Genomic DNA, 15,829 nt, shown 5'->3' with positions numbered 1-15,829 from the left:
CTACTTCAAGCGGCACGCCTACGGCAACACCCGGCTGACCGACCTGCTGGCCGTACTGGAGGAGACGTCCGGGCGGGACCTGGCGAGCTGGTCGCCGCCCCCTGCCCTCATCAGTCACCTGCGCAGGTCAGTCGACCGGCTCATGCGGAATGGGCTGGTCGGTGCGGAACCCCGCGGCCTTCTGACCACCGCTCCGCCCGGTGCCTGCCTGATCGGTGTCGGGAATCGTCTCATCGGGCCCGTCGCTCTCGCCCTCCGGGAGCTCGGGGTCCCAGGGGTCGGGAACCGGGCTGGCGGCATCGGCCTGGTGGTTCGGCAGGTCACGGGGCAGCGGGTCGGGGTCTTCGCCGGTCGCGTCATAACGGGTCATCAGTTGACGTGCCTCCTCCACGGGTACGTTGGGCGTGCTGGGCCCGGTACCCGGGTTCCGCCACACCATGCTCGGCGCGGACTGAGAGACAGCCCACCCACCCGTTGACGGCATGGACAACCGGACAACTCCCGCCCGGCAAGGGATTTGTCGCGACCGATGATGCGGGGAAATCCCTGCCTTCAGATGCGCGGCTCGACCGAGATCCTCGGTGACCTTCGTGATCTTTGGGTTCCCCGATGGCTCGTGCACACGCTGCGGTTCCGCCGCGGTGGCCGCCTCCCCTCGGACGCGAGGCCCGCCGACAGCCGAATTCCACGGCGACGTGACATCCGTCATACCGACGTCGGACACCAACTAAGCCAGATAGTAGAGAGCGCTCGCGGTGACATAGGAGACTTGTCCGTCTTGACCCGGGAATTTCGCGCACGAGATCAGGCGTCATTGGGCTTGCCGGACTCGCTTGCCCACGGGTTCACCACATCAGCACATCTGACGGGGCAACAGCGAAATCAAAAGCGCCGAATTCTGGGCCAGCACGTTCGTACTTCCATTGCAAGGGTCCTGCAGTACTACGAAGCGCAGTAGTAGTGAGCTTCGTTGCCTTGCTCTCCGAGCGCCCCAAGAATGTCGACCGCAAGGCGTCTTCGCAGCTCAGGCGCGGGGATTGCACAGAGCCAGCCGCGCCGGGGGACGCTGGGCAATTACCGAGTGAGGTCACGCATGAGTAAACATCGCAAGAAGCGGCGCTACCGGCAGATAACCATCGCTGCCGTCGCCATTGGCGCCGTGGGCGTGCCCTCTGTTGCCATGGCCTGTTTCGGCGACGGCCAGGAGAATTCCGGCGGTCGGCACCATGAGAAGTGGCAGAACACTTCCTTCGATCATGAGTGGTCCAAGGACCACCGGCCGTCGAAGGCCCAGAAGAGCGCGAAGCCGACCGCGAAGCCGGCCGCGAAGGCCACTCCGGCACCCGCCGCGTCCCCGAGCGCCTCGAAGCCCGCCGCCAAGGCATCGGGCGCCACGGCCCGCGTCGTGGAACTCGTCAACAGTGAGCGCCGTAAGGCCGGCTGCTCGCCGCTGACCGTGAACGCAAAACTGACAAAGGCCGCCCAGGACCACAGCAAGGACATGGCGGACCACCGGAACATGTCCCACACCGGCTCCAATGGCTCCAATCCGGAGGACCGGATCACCCGGGCCGGTTACAACTGGAGTTCCTACGGCGAGAACGTCGCCTACGGCTACTCCACGCCGGAAAGCGTGATGAAGGGCTGGATGTCCAGCCCCGGCCACAAGCGCAACATCCTCGACTGCTCCTTCAAGGAGATCGGCGTCGGCCACGCACAGCCCGACGACTACTGGACGCAGGACTTCGGCACGGCGCGATAACGGACAGCCGAACCGGACACCACAAGGTCCCCGACCGGATTGCGGTCGGGGACCTTCCGCTGTTGAGACCACCGTCCTGCCGGGGGCCGACGCCCCGGCCCCGAAGCGGCCGCCACACGTCCCGGCCGACGCCCGGGCCCGACCCGGCCCGGCACCGCACCCCACCGCCTAAAGCAGATCGGTGGCCGAGTCCGCGAGCCGGCGTCGCGCCGCGCGGGCGGCGGGGACGGCCGAGGCCGCCGCGGCGATGGTGACGGCGATGACGACGACCAGCAGGAGGGTCCCCAGGGCGGGGCGCTGGGCGATCCCGGCCCCCCAGCCGCTGGTGCGCCCCTGGAGGTCGATCAGCCACTGGGAGGCGAGGGCGCCCAGAGCCGTGCCGGCCAGCGCGGCGGCCAGGGTGATGAAGGCGGTGGCCGAGACGATGACCGCGGTGATCTGACGCGGCGTCAGCCCCACGGCCCGGAGCGCGAGCAGGTCACGGCTGCGGTCGCGGACACCGGCACCGACCGTCGTCGCCAGCTCCACGAGCCCGATGAGGATCAGCACCGCGATCAGCCCGACGCTGACGGCCCGGACCGCGGACAGCTGGTCGGCGGGGTTCGGGATCTCGCGCACCTCAAGGCGGCCGGCGGACGCCTCGGACAGGGCGTCCCGCACCGCGTCCGGGTCGGCGCCGTGGTGCAGCACCAGCTGATAGAAGTCCGGGCGCGAGGGGCGGGAGGCCTCGGGCGCCGCCTCGCCGGTCTCGCCTTCGCGCAGGGTGTCCAGGGTGGTGGAGACGGCCCGGCCGGCGTCGGCGGTCTCGATGCCGCGGCCGACGATATGGAGGACGTACGGGCGGCCGGCGACGGTCATCCGGACCCAGTCGCCGACCCGCGCGTCCAGGAGGTCGAGCAGGCCCTGTCCGGCGACCGCCTCGTCGGGGCCGCGCGCCGCGCGCCCTTCCACCACGGCGCCGGGGTACGGGTGGGCGTCCGTGCCGAGCCCGCGCAGGGTGATTGTCCCGGTCTGGCCCGGTACGAGTGCCTGGACCTCGGCTCCGGGGTAGGCGGTGATCTGCCGCTGGGAGCCGAGGAGTTGGCGTAGCTCCTGGTCGCTGAGGGTGTCGGAGCGCGCGGTGAGGGCGGCGGGCAGGCCGACGTTCTCGGGGTGTGAGGTGAAGCGGTCCAGGGTGGTCCAGGCCCCCAGCGCGATGGTGATCAGCAGCAGCGGGACGGCCAGTCGTGCCACGGCTGCCGAGGAGCGCAGCGGACGGTGGAAGGCACCGCGCCAGCCGAGGACCAGCGCCGGGGGGGCGCGGAGGCCGAGCGCCCGGCGGGTGAGCGCGGAGGCCCGGCCGCCGGGGGCCGTGGCGGCACGGGCCACCGGTACCGGAGGCACCCGTCCGGCCCGCCACGCCGCCAGGCAGGTCGCCGCGCCGATGAACGCCAGCACACCGCCGGAGATCACCAGGGTCAGCCAGCCGTGTCCGGGAAGCTGCCGCCACAGGGCCATCGCCTCCCCGATCCGGCCGGGCACCAGTGCGCCGACGGCCTGGGTGAGCAGCGCCCCGAGGGCGACGCCCAGCAGCGCGAGGCCGAGGTGCAGGGCGACGAACATCCGGACCACCTGGCCGGGGGTGAAGCCGATGGCCTTGAGGATGGAGATGTCCCGCAGATGTCCGCGGACCCTGGTGCTGATGGCGCCGCCCACCGCCAGGGCCGCGGCGAGCAGGGCGCCGAGTCCGAAGACGCCGAGCAGCCGCCCGAGCAGCTGGTTGTCCCCCTCGGCTTCGGCCTTGGCCTGCCGCCAGGTGGAGACATCGGTGATCTGGTCGGCGCCGAGCCGGGTGACCGCCCGCTGGACGACGTAGTCGGTGTCCGCGGGGTCGCCGAGCCGGAGGCCGATGGCGCGTCCGCGCTGGTCGCGGCCCGCGTCGGAGGCGTCGAGGGTCTCCGGCAGCACCCAGGCCACGCCCGGTGTCCCGCCCGCGCGGAAAGTGACCTCGGCGGTGTCCGCGACGCCCACCACCCGCAGCTGTCCGGGGAAGCCGCTCAGCTCGATGGTGTCGCCCGGCTTGGCCCACATCGCGTGGGCCACCGAACTCTCCAGGACGATGCCCTTGGTGGCCCCCGCGTCGGCGCCCGTCTCCAGCCAGCGGCCCGCGACGATCTGGGGTGCGGCGGTGGTGGGGCGCTGCGCGGTGCCGCGCAGCTCCAGGGTCGCCCTGGCGTCGCCGGGCCGGAGGCTCGCGGTGGTGCGGACCGTACGGAAGGGACCGGAGGCGGCGCGTACCTCGTCCAGTCCTGCCAGCGATCCGGCGGCGGCGCCGCCTTGGGTGTGAATCCAGACGTGGGCGCCGGAGGACTGGGTGAAGGCCCGCTGCCAGGGGTCGGTGGCGTAGGCGAACAGGGCGGTGGCCAGCAGCAGGGAGATGGTGATCCCGGCCGTGGCCAGCGCGGTGAGTACCGCCGCCGGGCGGTGTGCCGTCAGATGCGCCCGCGTCCAGCGTGCCGCCGCTCGCACGGTCAGCCCTGGAGCTTGAGTACGTCGGCCACACCGGCCGCGGGGCGCTTCGGGGCGCCGCCGAGGTGTGCGTCGTCGACGACCTGGCCGTCGAAGAAGCTGATCACCCGGTCCGCCGCGCTGGCCATCCTGGCGTCATGGGTGACCAGCAGGATCGTCTGGCCGCGCTGGTGGAAGCGGGCGAGCAGCCGCAGCACCTCCCTGGTGCCCTTGCTGTCGAGGCTGCCGGCCGGTTCGTCGGCGAGCAGCAGGCTGGGGCTGTTGACCAGGGCGCGGGCCAGGGCGACGCGCTGCTGTTCGCCGCCGGACAGCTCGCCCGGTGTGGTGTTCTCCTTGCCGGTCAGTCCCAGCTCGTCGAGCAGCTCGGCCCGGTCGGTGCGGGCCTGCCGGGGGGACCGCCCGGCCAGCAGCGCGGGGAGTTCGACGTTGTCGGCGACGGTGAGGTTGGAGACGAGGTTGAAGAACTGGAAGACGATGCCGATGTGGTTGCGGCGCAGCACCGCCCAGCGGGCCTCGCTGTAGGTGTCGACCTGGCGGCCGTCGATCCAGAGGGAACCGCTGTCGGGCCGGTCGAGGCCGCCGAGGAGATGCAGCAGGGTGGATTTGCCGGCTCCCGAGGGGCCGGTGAGGGCGACGAACTCACCGCGTTCGACGCTGAGGTCGACACCGCGGACGGCGTGGACCGGGGCAGCGCCTTCCGGCCGGTGGGTCTTCACCAGGCCGGCTGCCCGGACTATCGGGCCGGACGGCTCGTCCCGGTTCATTCCAACTCCTCCTGACAGCGCTCCAGCCAGTCCAGGTCCGCCTGCAGATGCAGCATCGCGCCCTCGATCAGCAGTTGTGCCACCCGGTTCTCCCGGTCCTCACCCGCCGCGAGTTTCGACAGGTCACGCATGGTGTTGAGGTAGTGGCGGCGCTGCTTGTTGATCAGGGCGATCTGGTCCGCGGTCCCCGTGTGGGGGGCCAGGGCGAGCTTCATGAAGAACTCGTCCCGGACCCGTGGTTCGGCGGTGGACTCCTCGAACCAGGCGTCCACCGTCTCGCGTCCCGCCGCGGTGATCCGGTAGATGCGCTTGTTCGGGCGGTCCGACTGCTCGACGTCCTCTCCCTCGATCAGGCCCGCCTTCTCCAGCCTGCCCAGGGTGACGTAGATCTGGCCGACGTTCGGCTGAGGGTATGCGGCGCCCAGGAGGTTCTCAAGGGCTTGCTTGAGTTCATAGCCGTGTGCGGGACCGTTGACCAACAGCGCCAGGAGTGGCAGCCGCACGCTCTCCCTCTCCCTCCCCGCCCCGGGGGTGTCATTCGGATCAGCCCTAGTTGCCGGTCATCTGACCCCATACGGCTGTGAGCCGGGTCGCTCTCGCATCTTCCTGCAGCATCTAGTATCCCGCATGGCTAACAGGTATACATGGGGCGGGCTGTCGGCCCGTGTCCCGTCGACGCCTGGTTCAAGGAGGAGCCCATGCGGTGGAAGCGCGCCGTGGGCCGGGCTCTGCTGGTCTGCACTCTGCTGTTCGCGGGCAGTGCGGGCGCGCGGGCCGGGGAACCGGCAGGCGGCCCGGACGGGCGGGGCCCGATCACGCTCGTCACCGGCGGAGACCTCACGGGCTATCTGCGGGGTGTCCTCGACGGCTGGAACGACCGGCACCCGCGCGAGAAGGTCACCCTGGTCGAGCTGCCGGACGCCGCCGACGAGGTGCGCGCGCAGATGGTCACCGAGCTGCGCTCCCGCAGTGACCGCTTCGACGTGCTGAACATCGATGTGGCGTGGACGTCGGAGTTCGCTGCCGCGGGCTGGATCAGGCCCGTGGACGGTGCGCGGTTCCCGCTGAAGCGCTTCCTGCCTCCCGTGGTGGACACCGCCACCTTCCGGGGCCGGCTCTACGCGGTCCCGTATGTCACCAATGCCGGGCTGCTCTACTACCGCAAGGACGTGCTCGACCGGGAGGGCGCGCGACCGCCGCGCACCTGGGCCGAGTTGACGCACCTGGCGAAGACGGTCGCGCCCAAGTACGGGCTGGACGGTTACGCGGGCCAGTTCCTGCCGTACGAGGGGCTGACCGCCAATGCCGTGGAGGCCGTGCAGTCGGCCGGCGGCACGGTGCTCGCGGGCGAGGGCACGCGGGTGACGGTGGACTCCCCGGCGGCCCGTCGTGGGCTGTCCTTCCTGCTCGACGGGGTGCGCGAGGGATGGATTCCGCGGCGGGCCCTGACGTACAAGGAAGAGGAGTCCCGCAAGGCGTTCCAGGACGGCCGGCTGCTGTTCCTGCGGAACTGGCCCTACGCCTATGCGCTGGCCAACGCCCGGTCCTCCGGGGTGGCGGGGAAGTTCGGTGCGGTGCCGCTGCCGGGTCCCGACGGGCCGGGCTCCAGCGCGCTGGGTGGCTCCAATCTGGCGGTCAACACCCAGTCGCGGCACCAGAAGACGGCCACCGACCTGATCTCCTATCTGACGACCGAGTCGGTGCAGCGCCGGGTGCTCACCGAGGGCGCCCTGCCGCCGGTGTGGGCCGGCCTGTACACGGACCCGGAGCTGGTGCGGCGCTTCCCGTACCTGCCGGCGCTCAAGCGGGCCGTGCTGGCGGCCAAGCCGCGCATCAAGAGCCCGCAGTACGACCAGGTGAGCCTGGCGGTGCAGGCGGTCATGCACGACGCGCTGATCCACCGGCGGAGCACGGACGCCACCGTCGCCCGGCTGGCCCGGGAACTGACGGCCATCGTCGGCCGCGGCTGACCCGCAGCGCTCACCCTTCCCCCCTCCCCCTACCTACTTGTTAGGTATAGGCGCGCTACCCAATTCCCCGCAAATCCGGGCATCTCGCAGCGACTTTCGACCATTTCGTTGACACTCAAAAGACATGCCTACTTAACATGCATGCATAACAGCGACTCGCAGCCGCACGGCTTGCCCATGCACGACGGGATCACGGCAGATGCTCATAGCCACGGCAGGGAACGGCTCCACCGCCGGCTCCGCGCCCTCCCCCTCCCTCCCCGGTACGGACTCCGCCGCCCTCGCGCCGGCCGCCGGGGCCTCCCGGAACTCCGCACGGCACTGGTGGCGCGACGCCGTGATCTACCAGGTCTACGTCCGCAGCTTCCTCGACAGCACCGGCGACGGCATCGGCGACCTGGCCGGTGTGCGGACGGGGTTGCCGTACCTCAAGAAGCTCGGGGTGGACGGCATCTGGCTCAGCCCCTTCTACCCCTCGCCCCAGCACGACCACGGCTACGACGTCGCGGACTACCGCGAGGTCGACCCGGTGTACGGCGATCTCGCCGAGTTCGACCTCCTGGTGGCCGACGCCCACCGGCTGGGGCTGAAGGTGCTCCTGGACATCGTGCCGAACCACTGCTCCAGCGAGCACCCGTGGTTCCGCGCCGCGCTGGCGGACGGTCCGGGCAGCCCGGCACGGTCGCTCTTCCACTTCGCCGACGGGCGCGGGGCGAACGGCGAGCTGCCGCCCAACAACTGGCGGGCCATGTTCGGCGGCCCCGCCTGGTCCCGGGTCGAGGAGGCGGAGGGCGGTGCGGGCCAGTGGTACCTGCACATGTTCACCCCCGAGCAGCCAGACCTGAACTGGCGCCACCCCGATGTCGGCGCCTCCTTCGACGAGGTGCTGCGCTTCTGGCTGGACCGCGGGGTCGACGGTTTCCGTATCGACGTGGCCGCCGGGCTGTTCAAGCACCCCGAACTGCCCGACTCCCCCGACCCGTCGGCCGACGAGCGGACCCGCGACTCGGTCAATCCGCTGGCCTGGAACCAGCCCGAGGTCCACCAGGTGTGGCGCGACTGGCGCGCGCTGTGCGAGGAGTACACCGCCCGCGACGGCCACGACCGGCTGCTGGTCGGCGAGGTCTCGGTACGGACCCCGGGCGAACAGGCGGCGTACGTGCGACCCGACGAGCTGCACCAGGCGTTCTTCTTCCACCTGCTGACCGCGCGCTGGGACATCGGCACCTTCCGCAAGGTCATCTCCGAGGCGCTCACCGATATCGCGGGCACCGGCTCCACGGTCACCTGGGTGCTCAACAACCACGACCAGGTCCGGACCGTCACCCGGTACGCGACCGCTCCGGCGAGCGCCGAGCCGGCGGAGTCCGCGGGCGGGCTGGGCCCGGCGCGGGCCCGTGCCGCCGCGCTGCTGATGCTGGCGCTGCCCGGCGCGGCGTACGTCTACCAGGGCGAGGAACTGGGTCTGCCGGAGGTCGTCGACCTGCCGGACGAGGTGCTCACCGACCCGATCTACCACCGCACGGGCAGCCGGGAGCACATCCGCGACGGCTGCCGGGTGCCGCTGCCCTGGTCCGGGCACGCCTCACCGTTCGGCTTCACCAGCGGTACCGACGCGGCACGACCCTGGCTGCCGCAGCCCGACTGGTTCGCCGACCACGCGACGGACCGGGCGCTGGCCGACACCCGCTCGTTCTGGCACCTGTACCGCGAGGGGCTGGCGCTGCGCCGCAGCCTTCCGCAGCTCGGCGAGGGCACCCTGCGCTGGCTGGAGTCACCGCCCGAGGTGCTGGCGTTCGTCCGTGGCGACGGTCTGGTCTGCGCCGTCAACTTCGGCACCGCGCCGGTGCCGGCCCCCGTACCGGGTCTCCCGCTGCTGGCGAGCGGCGACTGCCCCGCGGGCACGCTCCCCGGCTCCACCGCCGCCTGGTGGATGGACACCCCCGAATCCCGATAGCCCTCTCGACAGCCCGACCTCCGCAGTCCTCCCGCACTCCTTCCGCAGTTCCTCCCGAAGGGAATCCCCATGATGAGACGACCCGCAGTACGACACACCCGAGCCGCCCTGTCCGGCGCGGCCGTGCTCGGCCTGGCGCTCTCCGCCACCGCCTGCGGCGGCGGGGTCTCCGCCGGGGGCGGCAAGCAGGAACTGAGTGGTGAGAGCGTCACCGTGGCCGGTGTCTGGACCGGTGTGGAACAGCGGAACTTCAAGAAGGTCCTGGACGCGTTCTCCGACAGGACCGGCGCGAAGGTCACCTTCTCCTCCACCGGTGACAACGTCTCCACGGTGATCGGCAGCCAGGTCGAGGGCGGTAACGCCCCCGATGTGGTGATGGTGCCGCAGGTCGGGGTGCTCCAGCAGTTCGCGAGGAAGGGCTGGCTGACGCCCCTCTCGGCGGAGGTCGGCGCGGCGGCCGGGAAGAACTTCGCGAAGGTGTGGAAGGACTACGGCACGGTCGACAAGAAGTACTACGGCCTGTACTTCAAGGCCTCGCACAAGTCGACGGTCTGGTACAGCCCGGAGGCGTTCGGCCAGGCCGGGGTGAAGCCCGCGAAGACGTACCAGGAGCTGCTGAAGACGGGCCGTACGCTCTCCGACTCGGGTGTGCCGGCGTTCTCCGTCGCGGGTGAGGCCGGCTGGCCGCTCACCGACTGGTTCGAGAACGTCTACCTCTCGCAGGCCGGGCAGGAGAACTACGACAAGCTCGCCGCCCACAAGATCCCGTGGACCGACCCCACCGTGGTCAAGGCGCTCACCGCGCTGGGCAAGCTCTTCGGCGACAAGAACCTGGTGGCCGGCGGCGGTTCGGGCGCGCTGCGCACCGACTTCCCCGAGTCCGTCCAGCAGGTCTTCGGCCCGGAGCCGGGCGCGGCCATGGTCTACGAGGGGGACTTCGTCAGCGCCCTGGTCACCGACGAGCTCCACAAGCAGGTCGGCAAGGACGCCCGGTTCTTCCCCTTCCCCGCGGTCGGCGACGGCAAGGCGCCGGTGGTCAGCGGCGGTGACGCGGCCGTGGTGCTCAAGGCCGGGAAGCACCAGAAGGCCGCGATGGAGCTGGTGAAGTACCTGGCCACGCCCGAGGCCTCGGAGGTGTGGGCCAAGGCCGGCGGCTACATCTCGCCCAACAAGAAGGTACCCGCGGGCGCTTACCACGACGAGGTCACCCGCACGGCCGCGCAGTGGCTGACCGACGCCGGGAACTCCGTGCGCTTCGACATGTCCGACCAGGCCCCCGCGGCCTTCGGCGGCACCCAGGGCGCCGGCGAGTGGAAGCTGCTCCAGGACTTCCTGCGCGACCCGTCGGACCCCGAGGCCACGGCCCGCAAGCTCGAGGCCGCCGCGGCCAAGGCGTACGGAAAGTAAGGACCGAGGGCCCGATCCCATGTCTGTCACGACTCCCGCGGTGCCGCCGACGACGAGCGGCACCGCGTCCCTCCCCCCGGGCGGCGCCCCCGGCAGGGCGAGCGCCCCCGTGCGGCACGCGGTCCGGCGCCGCCGACGGATCGCCGCGGTGTTCCTGTTCCCCGCGCTGTTGCTGCTGGGTGCCCTCGTCGCGTACCCCATCGTGTTCTCGGTCATCCGCAGCCTGTACGACGCCTCGGGCGACACCTTCGTCGGCGCCGACAACTACACCGCGATGTTCCAGGACCCCGCCACACTCCGGGCCATCCGCAACAGTGCGATCTGGGTGGTCTTCGCCCCCGCGCTGCTGACCGGACTCGGTCTGGTGCTCGCCGTCCTCACCGAGAAGATCCGCTGGAAGACGGCGTTCAAGCTGCTGATGTTCATGCCCATGGCGATCTCCTTCCTCGCCGCCGGCATCATCTTCCGGCTCGCCTACGAGCAGGACCCGCAGCGCGGTGTGCTCAACGCGGTCACCGTCGGCATCCACGACAGCGTCCAGGGGAAGTCCGTCTCCTTCCCCACCGCCAAGGCCCGCTTCGGCGACAAGCAGCTGACCAAGGGCGAGGACGGCTCCTACCGCACGGCACGGCGCACCGGCCCCGGACACACCGTCAACCTCGGCCTGGTCGGCGTCGCGCCCAAGGACATGCCGTCGCAGGCGCGGCCCGCCGCACCGGCCGCCGCGTCCCCGGCCACCGGCAGCGAACTGCGCGGCGTGGTCTACCTCGACTTCACCCCGGGCGGCGGCGGCAAGCCCGGCCGGGTCGACCGCGGCGAACGCGGGCTGCCCCGGCTCCCGGTCGAGGCGGTCGACTCCCGCGGCAAGGTGGCGGCCACCGCCACCACCGCGTCGGACGGCTCCTACCGTCTGGCCCGCCTGGCCCCCGGTTCCTACACCGTCCGGCTCCCCGCGAAGGACTTCGCCCCGCCGTACGAGGGCGTCTCCTGGCTCGGTCCGGCCCTCATCACCCCCGCCATCATCGGCGCCTACATGTGGATCTGGACCGGCTTCGCGCTCGTCCTCATCGGCGCGGGGCTCTCCTCGATGCCGCGGGACGTCCTGGAGGCCGCCCGGATGGACGGCGCCAACGAGTGGCAGGTCTTCCGCAGGATCACCGTTCCGCTGCTCGGCCCGGTCCTGGGCGTGGTGTTCGTGACGATGGTGATCAACGTGATGAAGGTCTTCGACCTCGTCTACATCATCGCCCCCGGTCCCGTACAGCAGGACGCCAACGTCCTGGCCCTGCAGATGTGGCTGGTCTCCTTCGGCGGCGGCAACAACCAGGGGCTCGGCAGCGCGCTGGGTGTCCTGCTGCTGCTCCTGGTGGTCCCGGCCATGGTCCTCAACATCCGACGTTTCCGCAGGAGCCAGTCATGACCACCGTCCACGGAACTCCCGCGTCCGGCCGGCGGGCGGGTGCCCGGCCGGTGAAGTGGCTCAGCCGCGGGGTGACGCAGGTGTTCCTGCTCCTGATCGGTCTGGTCTGGCTCACCCCGGCCGCCGGGCTCTTCCTCTCCTCGCTGCGTACGGAGGAGGCGAACGCGAGCAGTGGCTGGTGGACCGCGTTCACCGCGCCCGGCCGGCTGTCACTCGACAACTATGCGGCCCTGCTGAAGGATTCCGGCATCGTCCAGGCCTTCTGGAACACGGTGCTGATCTCGGTGCCCACCACCCTGGCCGTCGTCGCGATCGCCGCGCTGGCCGGGTACGCCTTCGCCTGGATGGAGTTCCCGGGCCGGGACTGGGTGTTCCTGGTCGTGGTCGCCATGCTGGTGGTGCCGGTCCAGGTCGGGCTGCTGCCGGTGGCCAAGCTGTTCGGTGCGCTCGGGCTGTTCGGCTCGATTCCCGGTGTGGTGCTCTTCCACACCGCCTACGGGCTGCCGTTCGCCATCTTCCTGCTGCGCAACTACTTCGCGGAGATCCCCAAGGAGATGCTGGAGGCCGCGCGGATGGACGGCGGCGGGGAGTGGCGGATCTTCTCCCGGCTGGTGCTGCCGCTGGGCCGGCCCGCCATCGCCAGCCTCGCCATCTTCCAGTTCCTGTGGGTCTGGAACGACATGCTGGTCGCCCTGCTCTTCGCCGACAACACGTCGCAGCCGCTGACGGTGGCCCTCCAGTCGCAGATGCGGCAGTTCGGCAGCAACATCGGGGTGCTGGCGCCCGGCGCTTTTCTGTCCCTGATCGTGCCGCTGATCGTGTTCTTCGCGTTCCAACGGCACTTCGTTCAGGGCATCATGGCCGGTTCGGTGAAGTAACCGCACCGGTCACCCGGCCGGTCCGTGCCTCGGGGACCGGTCCAGGAGGGGACGGCGCGCGGCACAGGCCGGCATCGTGTCGCGCGCCGAGCCGTCCCCTACGGGGCCCGGGGCCCGGCATGCCGTCCCGGGGTCCGCGATATTCGCTCGTCCCGAGTACGGGCACCGGCTAGCTTGACGCGATGTCCGAACTGCGCACCGAGCGCCTGCTGCTCCGCCCATGGCGGGAGTCCGATCTCGGCCCCTGGGCCGCGATGAACGCCGACCCCGAGGTCCGCGCGCACTTCTCCGACGTCCTCACGCCCGAACAGAGCGCGGCCTCCATCGCGCGGTTCCAGGCCGATATCGCGGACCGCGGCTGGGGCTGGTGGGCCCTCGAAGTGTGCGCCACCGGGGAGTTCATCGGGTTCACGGGGCTGGACCCGGTCGATGAGCACATGCCGTTCAGCGGAGTGGAGGCCGGCTGGCGGCTGGCCCGTCCGGCCTGGGGACACGGCTACGCCACCGAGGCCGGTGCGGCCGCCCTGTCCTTCGGCTTCAACACCCTCGGCCTGCCGGAGATCCTGGCGATGACGCCGACCACCAACCTCCGCTCGCAGGCGGTGATGCGCCGCCTCGGCATGACCCGCGACCCCGCCGACGACTTCGACGACCCCGACGTGCCCGACGGCCCGGTGCGCCCCCACGTGCTGTTCCGGATCTCCGCGGGGGCCTGGCGGGCCGTCGGGCAGGGGTGAGGCCGGCCCGCGCCGTCAGGGAAGCGACCGGGCCGGGGTAGCGGCGGGGGCCAGCGTCTCCAGTCCGGCCGGCAGCGGCCCGGTGTGGAGCACGCCGAGCCGCTGGGTGGCCCGGGTGAGCGCGACATACAGGTCGCTCGCACCGAACTCCGCGGGTTCCACCACGAGCACCGAGTCGAACTCCAGGCCCTTGGCCTGCCGCGGGCCGAGCAGCACCACCGGGCTGGTCAGATCCGGAGCGGCCCCGGCGGAGACGTCAGGAAGGGCGGAGGCCAGCGCCTCGTGGTGGGCGGACGGAGCGATCACCGCGAGCCGGCCGTCCTCGTGGCGCTCCCCTGCGACCACGTCGGCGACCGCGCCCGCGAGGTCGTCCGTGCGCCGCGCCCACGGGCGGACGCCGGTGGAGCGGATCGATCGCGGCGGGGTGAAGGACGGGTCGGCGGACCGCGGCACCTGCGCCGCGATCTCCATGATCTCGGATGGGGTGCGGTAGTTGACGCCGAGCCTGACGTGCTCCCAGCGGTCGTCCACGTACGGCGCGAGGACCGCCTCCCAGGAGCCGCAGCCGCCGGGCTCGGCGGTCTGCGCCGGATCGCCGACCAGCGTCATCGACCGGGTCGGGCAACGGCGCATCAGCAGTCGCCACATCATCGCCGACAGCTCCTGCGCCTCGTCCACGATGATGTGGCCGAACGCCCAGGTCCGGTCGGCCGCGGCGCGTTCGGCGGCGCTGCGGTGGTCGGCCTCCTCGTGCCGGTCGGCGAGCAGTTCCGCGTCCACCAGGTCGTGCGCGGCCAGCACCTCCGACTCCTCGTCGTCACGGTCCTCGAACTCCTGGGTACGGGAGCCGTAGGAGAGGTCGAGCACGCCCTGCGCGTAGTCGATCAGCTCCTGGCGCTCCGCCTCGGCCGCGGCGCGGGCCGCCGAGGTGTCCTCACCGAGGAGTTCGGCCGCCTCGTCCAGCAGCGGCACATCGGCCGGCGTCCAGGCGCCGTCCGTCCGCCGGATGGCGTCCGCGTCGGCGTCCGGGAGGTGGACCGGGTCGGCGAGGAAGTCGGCGACCAGCTGTTGCGGGCTGAGCTCGGGCCACAACCCGTCGATGGCATGGTGCACTTCGGCGCTGGTGGCGATCGCCTTCCCCAGTTGGGCGATGTCGTCCGGGCCGAGGAAGTTCGGGCCGCCGAAGGGGTCCGCACCGAGCCGGTCGACCAGCTGCGCGGTGAGCGCGTCGATGATGCGGAAGGCGAAGTGCGGGCGGGCGAGGTGGTGCGGCAGCCCGGTCTCCCGTGCCCGGCGCCGGGCCTCGCGCGCCATCTCGGCGTCCAGGTGCAGTTCGCCGTCCTCGTGGTCGATGACGATCGCTTCGTCGGGCAGGGACTGCCGGTCGCGGACGGCTGCCGCGAGGGCCCCGGCCATCGCGGCCCGGCCCTTGATCTCGGCGGCTTCGGGGGTGTCGGTGCCGGTCGCGGTCACGCCCGGGAAGAGTTCGCCGGGCGTGGCGAGCAGCACGCCCGTCTCGCCGAGCGAGGGCAGCACCTCCGCGATGTAGCCGAGGAACGCCGGGTTCGGCCCGACGATGAGCACGGCGCGGCGGGCGAGCTGTTCCCGGTGGGCGTAGAGCAGATAGGCGGCGCGGTGCAGTGCGACGACGGTCTTGCCGGTGCCGGGGCCGCCCTCCACGACGAGGACGCCGTGGTGCGGGGCACGGATGATGGCGTCCTGTTCGGCCTGGATGGTCTGCACGATGTCGTGCATCCGTCCGGTGCGCGCCGCGTCGAGTGCGGCCAGCAGGACCGCGTCCGCGTCGGTGCCCTCGTGCCCGGTCCGTACCGCGTCGGCGAGGTCCATGATCTCGTCGTGCAGTCCGGTGACCCGCCGGCCTTCGGTCGTGATGTGCCGCCTGCGGCGCAACCCCATCGGGGTGTGCCCGGTGGCGAGGTAGAAGGGGCGGGCGACCTCGGCCCGCCAGTCGATGACGAGCGGGGTGCGGTCCGCGTCGTCACGCCGGATACCGATCCGGCCGATGTGGTGGTCGCGGCCGTCGCGGAATGCCAGCCGACCGAAACACAGGCCGTTTTCCCCGGCGTTGAAGGCGGCGAGCAGGCCGGACTGTTCGGCCACCAGCACATTGCGCTCCAGCCGCATCTGGGCGTGATTGCCCTCCGGCGGCTGGACGGCGGCGTGCACCGTCGCCTCGGCCAGATCCCGCAGTTCGGAGAGGCGGTCGTGGAGCAGATCGATGAATTCCTGCTCGTGCTGCCATTCCTCGTTTGACAATTCAGCCCCGCTCGGATAAAGTTCGGTACGTAGGTGAGTTTCTGTTCTGAAATTCCTCAAGGCACAGAAGCCCCCAATATACCCAGAGAAATACCCCGGCCGTCAACTCGGTCCGGGGTATTTCTTTTTGTGCCCGGCGAAGGCGCCAC

The 15,829-nt window shown here is 71.3% G+C and carries 12 protein-coding genes; 7 read left to right on the top strand and 5 right to left on the bottom strand.

Annotated features, from left to right (window positions below; genetic code table 11):
- Positions 1-127 precede the first annotated feature (127 nt).
- The gene (locus ACWC9R_RS07785) at positions 128-370 is read right to left on the bottom strand and encodes a hypothetical protein (RefSeq protein WP_450729488.1); all 243 of its coding nucleotides are present in this window, start codon (positions 368-370) and stop codon (positions 128-130) included.
- Between the two features lie 723 nt (positions 371-1,093).
- On the opposite strand from ACWC9R_RS07785, the gene ACWC9R_RS07780 reads away from it, so the two are divergent.
- Positions 1,094-1,762, top strand: a complete 669-nt coding sequence (locus ACWC9R_RS07780) for a CAP domain-containing protein (RefSeq protein WP_450729477.1) — start codon at positions 1,094-1,096, stop codon at positions 1,760-1,762.
- 168 nt (positions 1,763-1,930) lie between these two features.
- Here ACWC9R_RS07780 and ACWC9R_RS07775 read toward each other — a convergent pair whose 3' ends face one another.
- From ACWC9R_RS07775 to ACWC9R_RS07765, 3 genes are read right to left on the bottom strand one after another with little or no spacing between them, the layout of a single operon-like run.
- The gene (locus ACWC9R_RS07775) at positions 1,931-4,270 is read right to left on the bottom strand and encodes an FtsX-like permease family protein (RefSeq protein WP_450729476.1); all 2,340 of its coding nucleotides are present in this window, start codon (positions 4,268-4,270) and stop codon (positions 1,931-1,933) included.
- Positions 4,271-4,272: 2 nt separating this feature from the next.
- Entirely contained in the window at positions 4,273-5,034 is a 762-nt protein-coding gene (locus ACWC9R_RS07770) for an ABC transporter ATP-binding protein (protein WP_450729475.1), read from the bottom strand.
- Positions 5,031-5,537: a PadR family transcriptional regulator gene (locus tag ACWC9R_RS07765; protein ID WP_450729474.1), complete on the bottom strand. Its 507-nt coding sequence runs from the start codon at positions 5,535-5,537 to the stop codon at positions 5,031-5,033. Before ACWC9R_RS07765 ends, ACWC9R_RS07770 begins: the two co-directional genes overlap by 4 nt.
- 195 nt (positions 5,538-5,732) lie before the next feature.
- Here ACWC9R_RS07765 and ACWC9R_RS07760 point away from each other — a divergent pair, with 195 nt between their 5' ends.
- From ACWC9R_RS07760 to ACWC9R_RS07735, 6 genes are all read left to right on the top strand, one after another.
- Complete coding sequence (locus ACWC9R_RS07760) at positions 5,733-7,004, top strand: ABC transporter substrate-binding protein (RefSeq protein WP_450729473.1); 1,272 nt, start codon at positions 5,733-5,735, stop codon at positions 7,002-7,004.
- Positions 7,005-7,203: 199 nt separating this feature from the next.
- Positions 7,204-8,961 carry a glycoside hydrolase family 13 protein gene (locus tag ACWC9R_RS07755; protein ID WP_450729472.1) on the top strand — a complete coding sequence of 586 codons (1,758 nt, stop codon included), beginning with the start codon at positions 7,204-7,206 and terminating at the stop codon, positions 8,959-8,961.
- Positions 8,962-9,033: 72 nt separating this feature from the next.
- On the top strand, positions 9,034-10,368 hold the full coding sequence (locus ACWC9R_RS07750; RefSeq protein WP_450729471.1) for an ABC transporter substrate-binding protein: 1,335 nt from the start codon (positions 9,034-9,036) through the stop codon (positions 10,366-10,368).
- 19 nt (positions 10,369-10,387) lie between these two features.
- Positions 10,388-11,788 carry an ABC transporter permease subunit gene (locus tag ACWC9R_RS07745; RefSeq protein ID WP_450729470.1) on the top strand — a complete coding sequence of 467 codons (1,401 nt, stop codon included), beginning with the start codon at positions 10,388-10,390 and terminating at the stop codon, positions 11,786-11,788.
- A complete protein-coding gene (locus tag ACWC9R_RS07740; protein ID WP_450729469.1) occupies positions 11,785-12,666 on the top strand; it encodes a carbohydrate ABC transporter permease in 882 nt (293 codons plus the stop codon). The genes ACWC9R_RS07745 and ACWC9R_RS07740 overlap by 4 nt, the downstream gene beginning before the upstream one ends.
- Before the next feature lie 182 nt (positions 12,667-12,848).
- Positions 12,849-13,403, top strand: coding sequence for a GNAT family N-acetyltransferase (locus ACWC9R_RS07735; RefSeq protein ID WP_450729468.1), 555 nt, complete (start codon positions 12,849-12,851; stop codon positions 13,401-13,403).
- A gap of 15 nt (positions 13,404-13,418) precedes the next feature.
- On the opposite strand, the gene ACWC9R_RS07730 is transcribed toward ACWC9R_RS07735, so the two are convergent.
- A complete protein-coding gene (locus tag ACWC9R_RS07730) occupies positions 13,419-15,680 on the bottom strand; it encodes a HelD family protein (protein ID WP_450729467.1) in 2,262 nt (753 codons plus the stop codon).
- Between the last annotated feature and the right edge of the window lie 149 nt (positions 15,681-15,829).

The organism is Streptomyces sp. NPDC001219 (genome assembly GCF_053597915.1).
The sequence above is the reverse complement of the archived record's forward strand: the minus strand, read 5'-3'. Positions and strand labels throughout refer to the sequence as shown.

What these genes read in the sequence shown, in the direction of transcription:
- ACWC9R_RS07735 (WP_450729468.1), top strand. Translation starts at nt 12,849, where the DNA reads ATGTCCGAACTGCGCACCGAGCGCCTGCTGCTCCGCCCATGGCGGGAG.
- ACWC9R_RS07780 (WP_450729477.1), top strand. Translation starts at nt 1,094, where the DNA reads ATGAGTAAACATCGCAAGAAGCGGCGCTACCGGCAGATAACCATCGCT.
- ACWC9R_RS07750 (WP_450729471.1), top strand. Translation starts at nt 9,034, where the DNA reads ATGAGACGACCCGCAGTACGACACACCCGAGCCGCCCTGTCCGGCGCG.
- ACWC9R_RS07755 (WP_450729472.1), top strand. Translation starts at nt 7,204, where the DNA reads ATGCTCATAGCCACGGCAGGGAACGGCTCCACCGCCGGCTCCGCGCCC.
- ACWC9R_RS07740 (WP_450729469.1), top strand. Translation starts at nt 11,785, where the DNA reads ATGACCACCGTCCACGGAACTCCCGCGTCCGGCCGGCGGGCGGGTGCC.
- ACWC9R_RS07760 (WP_450729473.1), top strand. Translation starts at nt 5,733, where the DNA reads ATGCGGTGGAAGCGCGCCGTGGGCCGGGCTCTGCTGGTCTGCACTCTG.
- ACWC9R_RS07770 (WP_450729475.1), bottom strand. Translation starts at nt 5,034, where the DNA reads ATGAACCGGGACGAGCCGTCCGGCCCGATAGTCCGGGCAGCCGGCCTG.
- ACWC9R_RS07745 (WP_450729470.1), top strand. Translation starts at nt 10,388, where the DNA reads ATGTCTGTCACGACTCCCGCGGTGCCGCCGACGACGAGCGGCACCGCG.
- ACWC9R_RS07785 (WP_450729488.1), bottom strand. Translation starts at nt 370, where the DNA reads ATGACCCGTTATGACGCGACCGGCGAAGACCCCGACCCGCTGCCCCGT.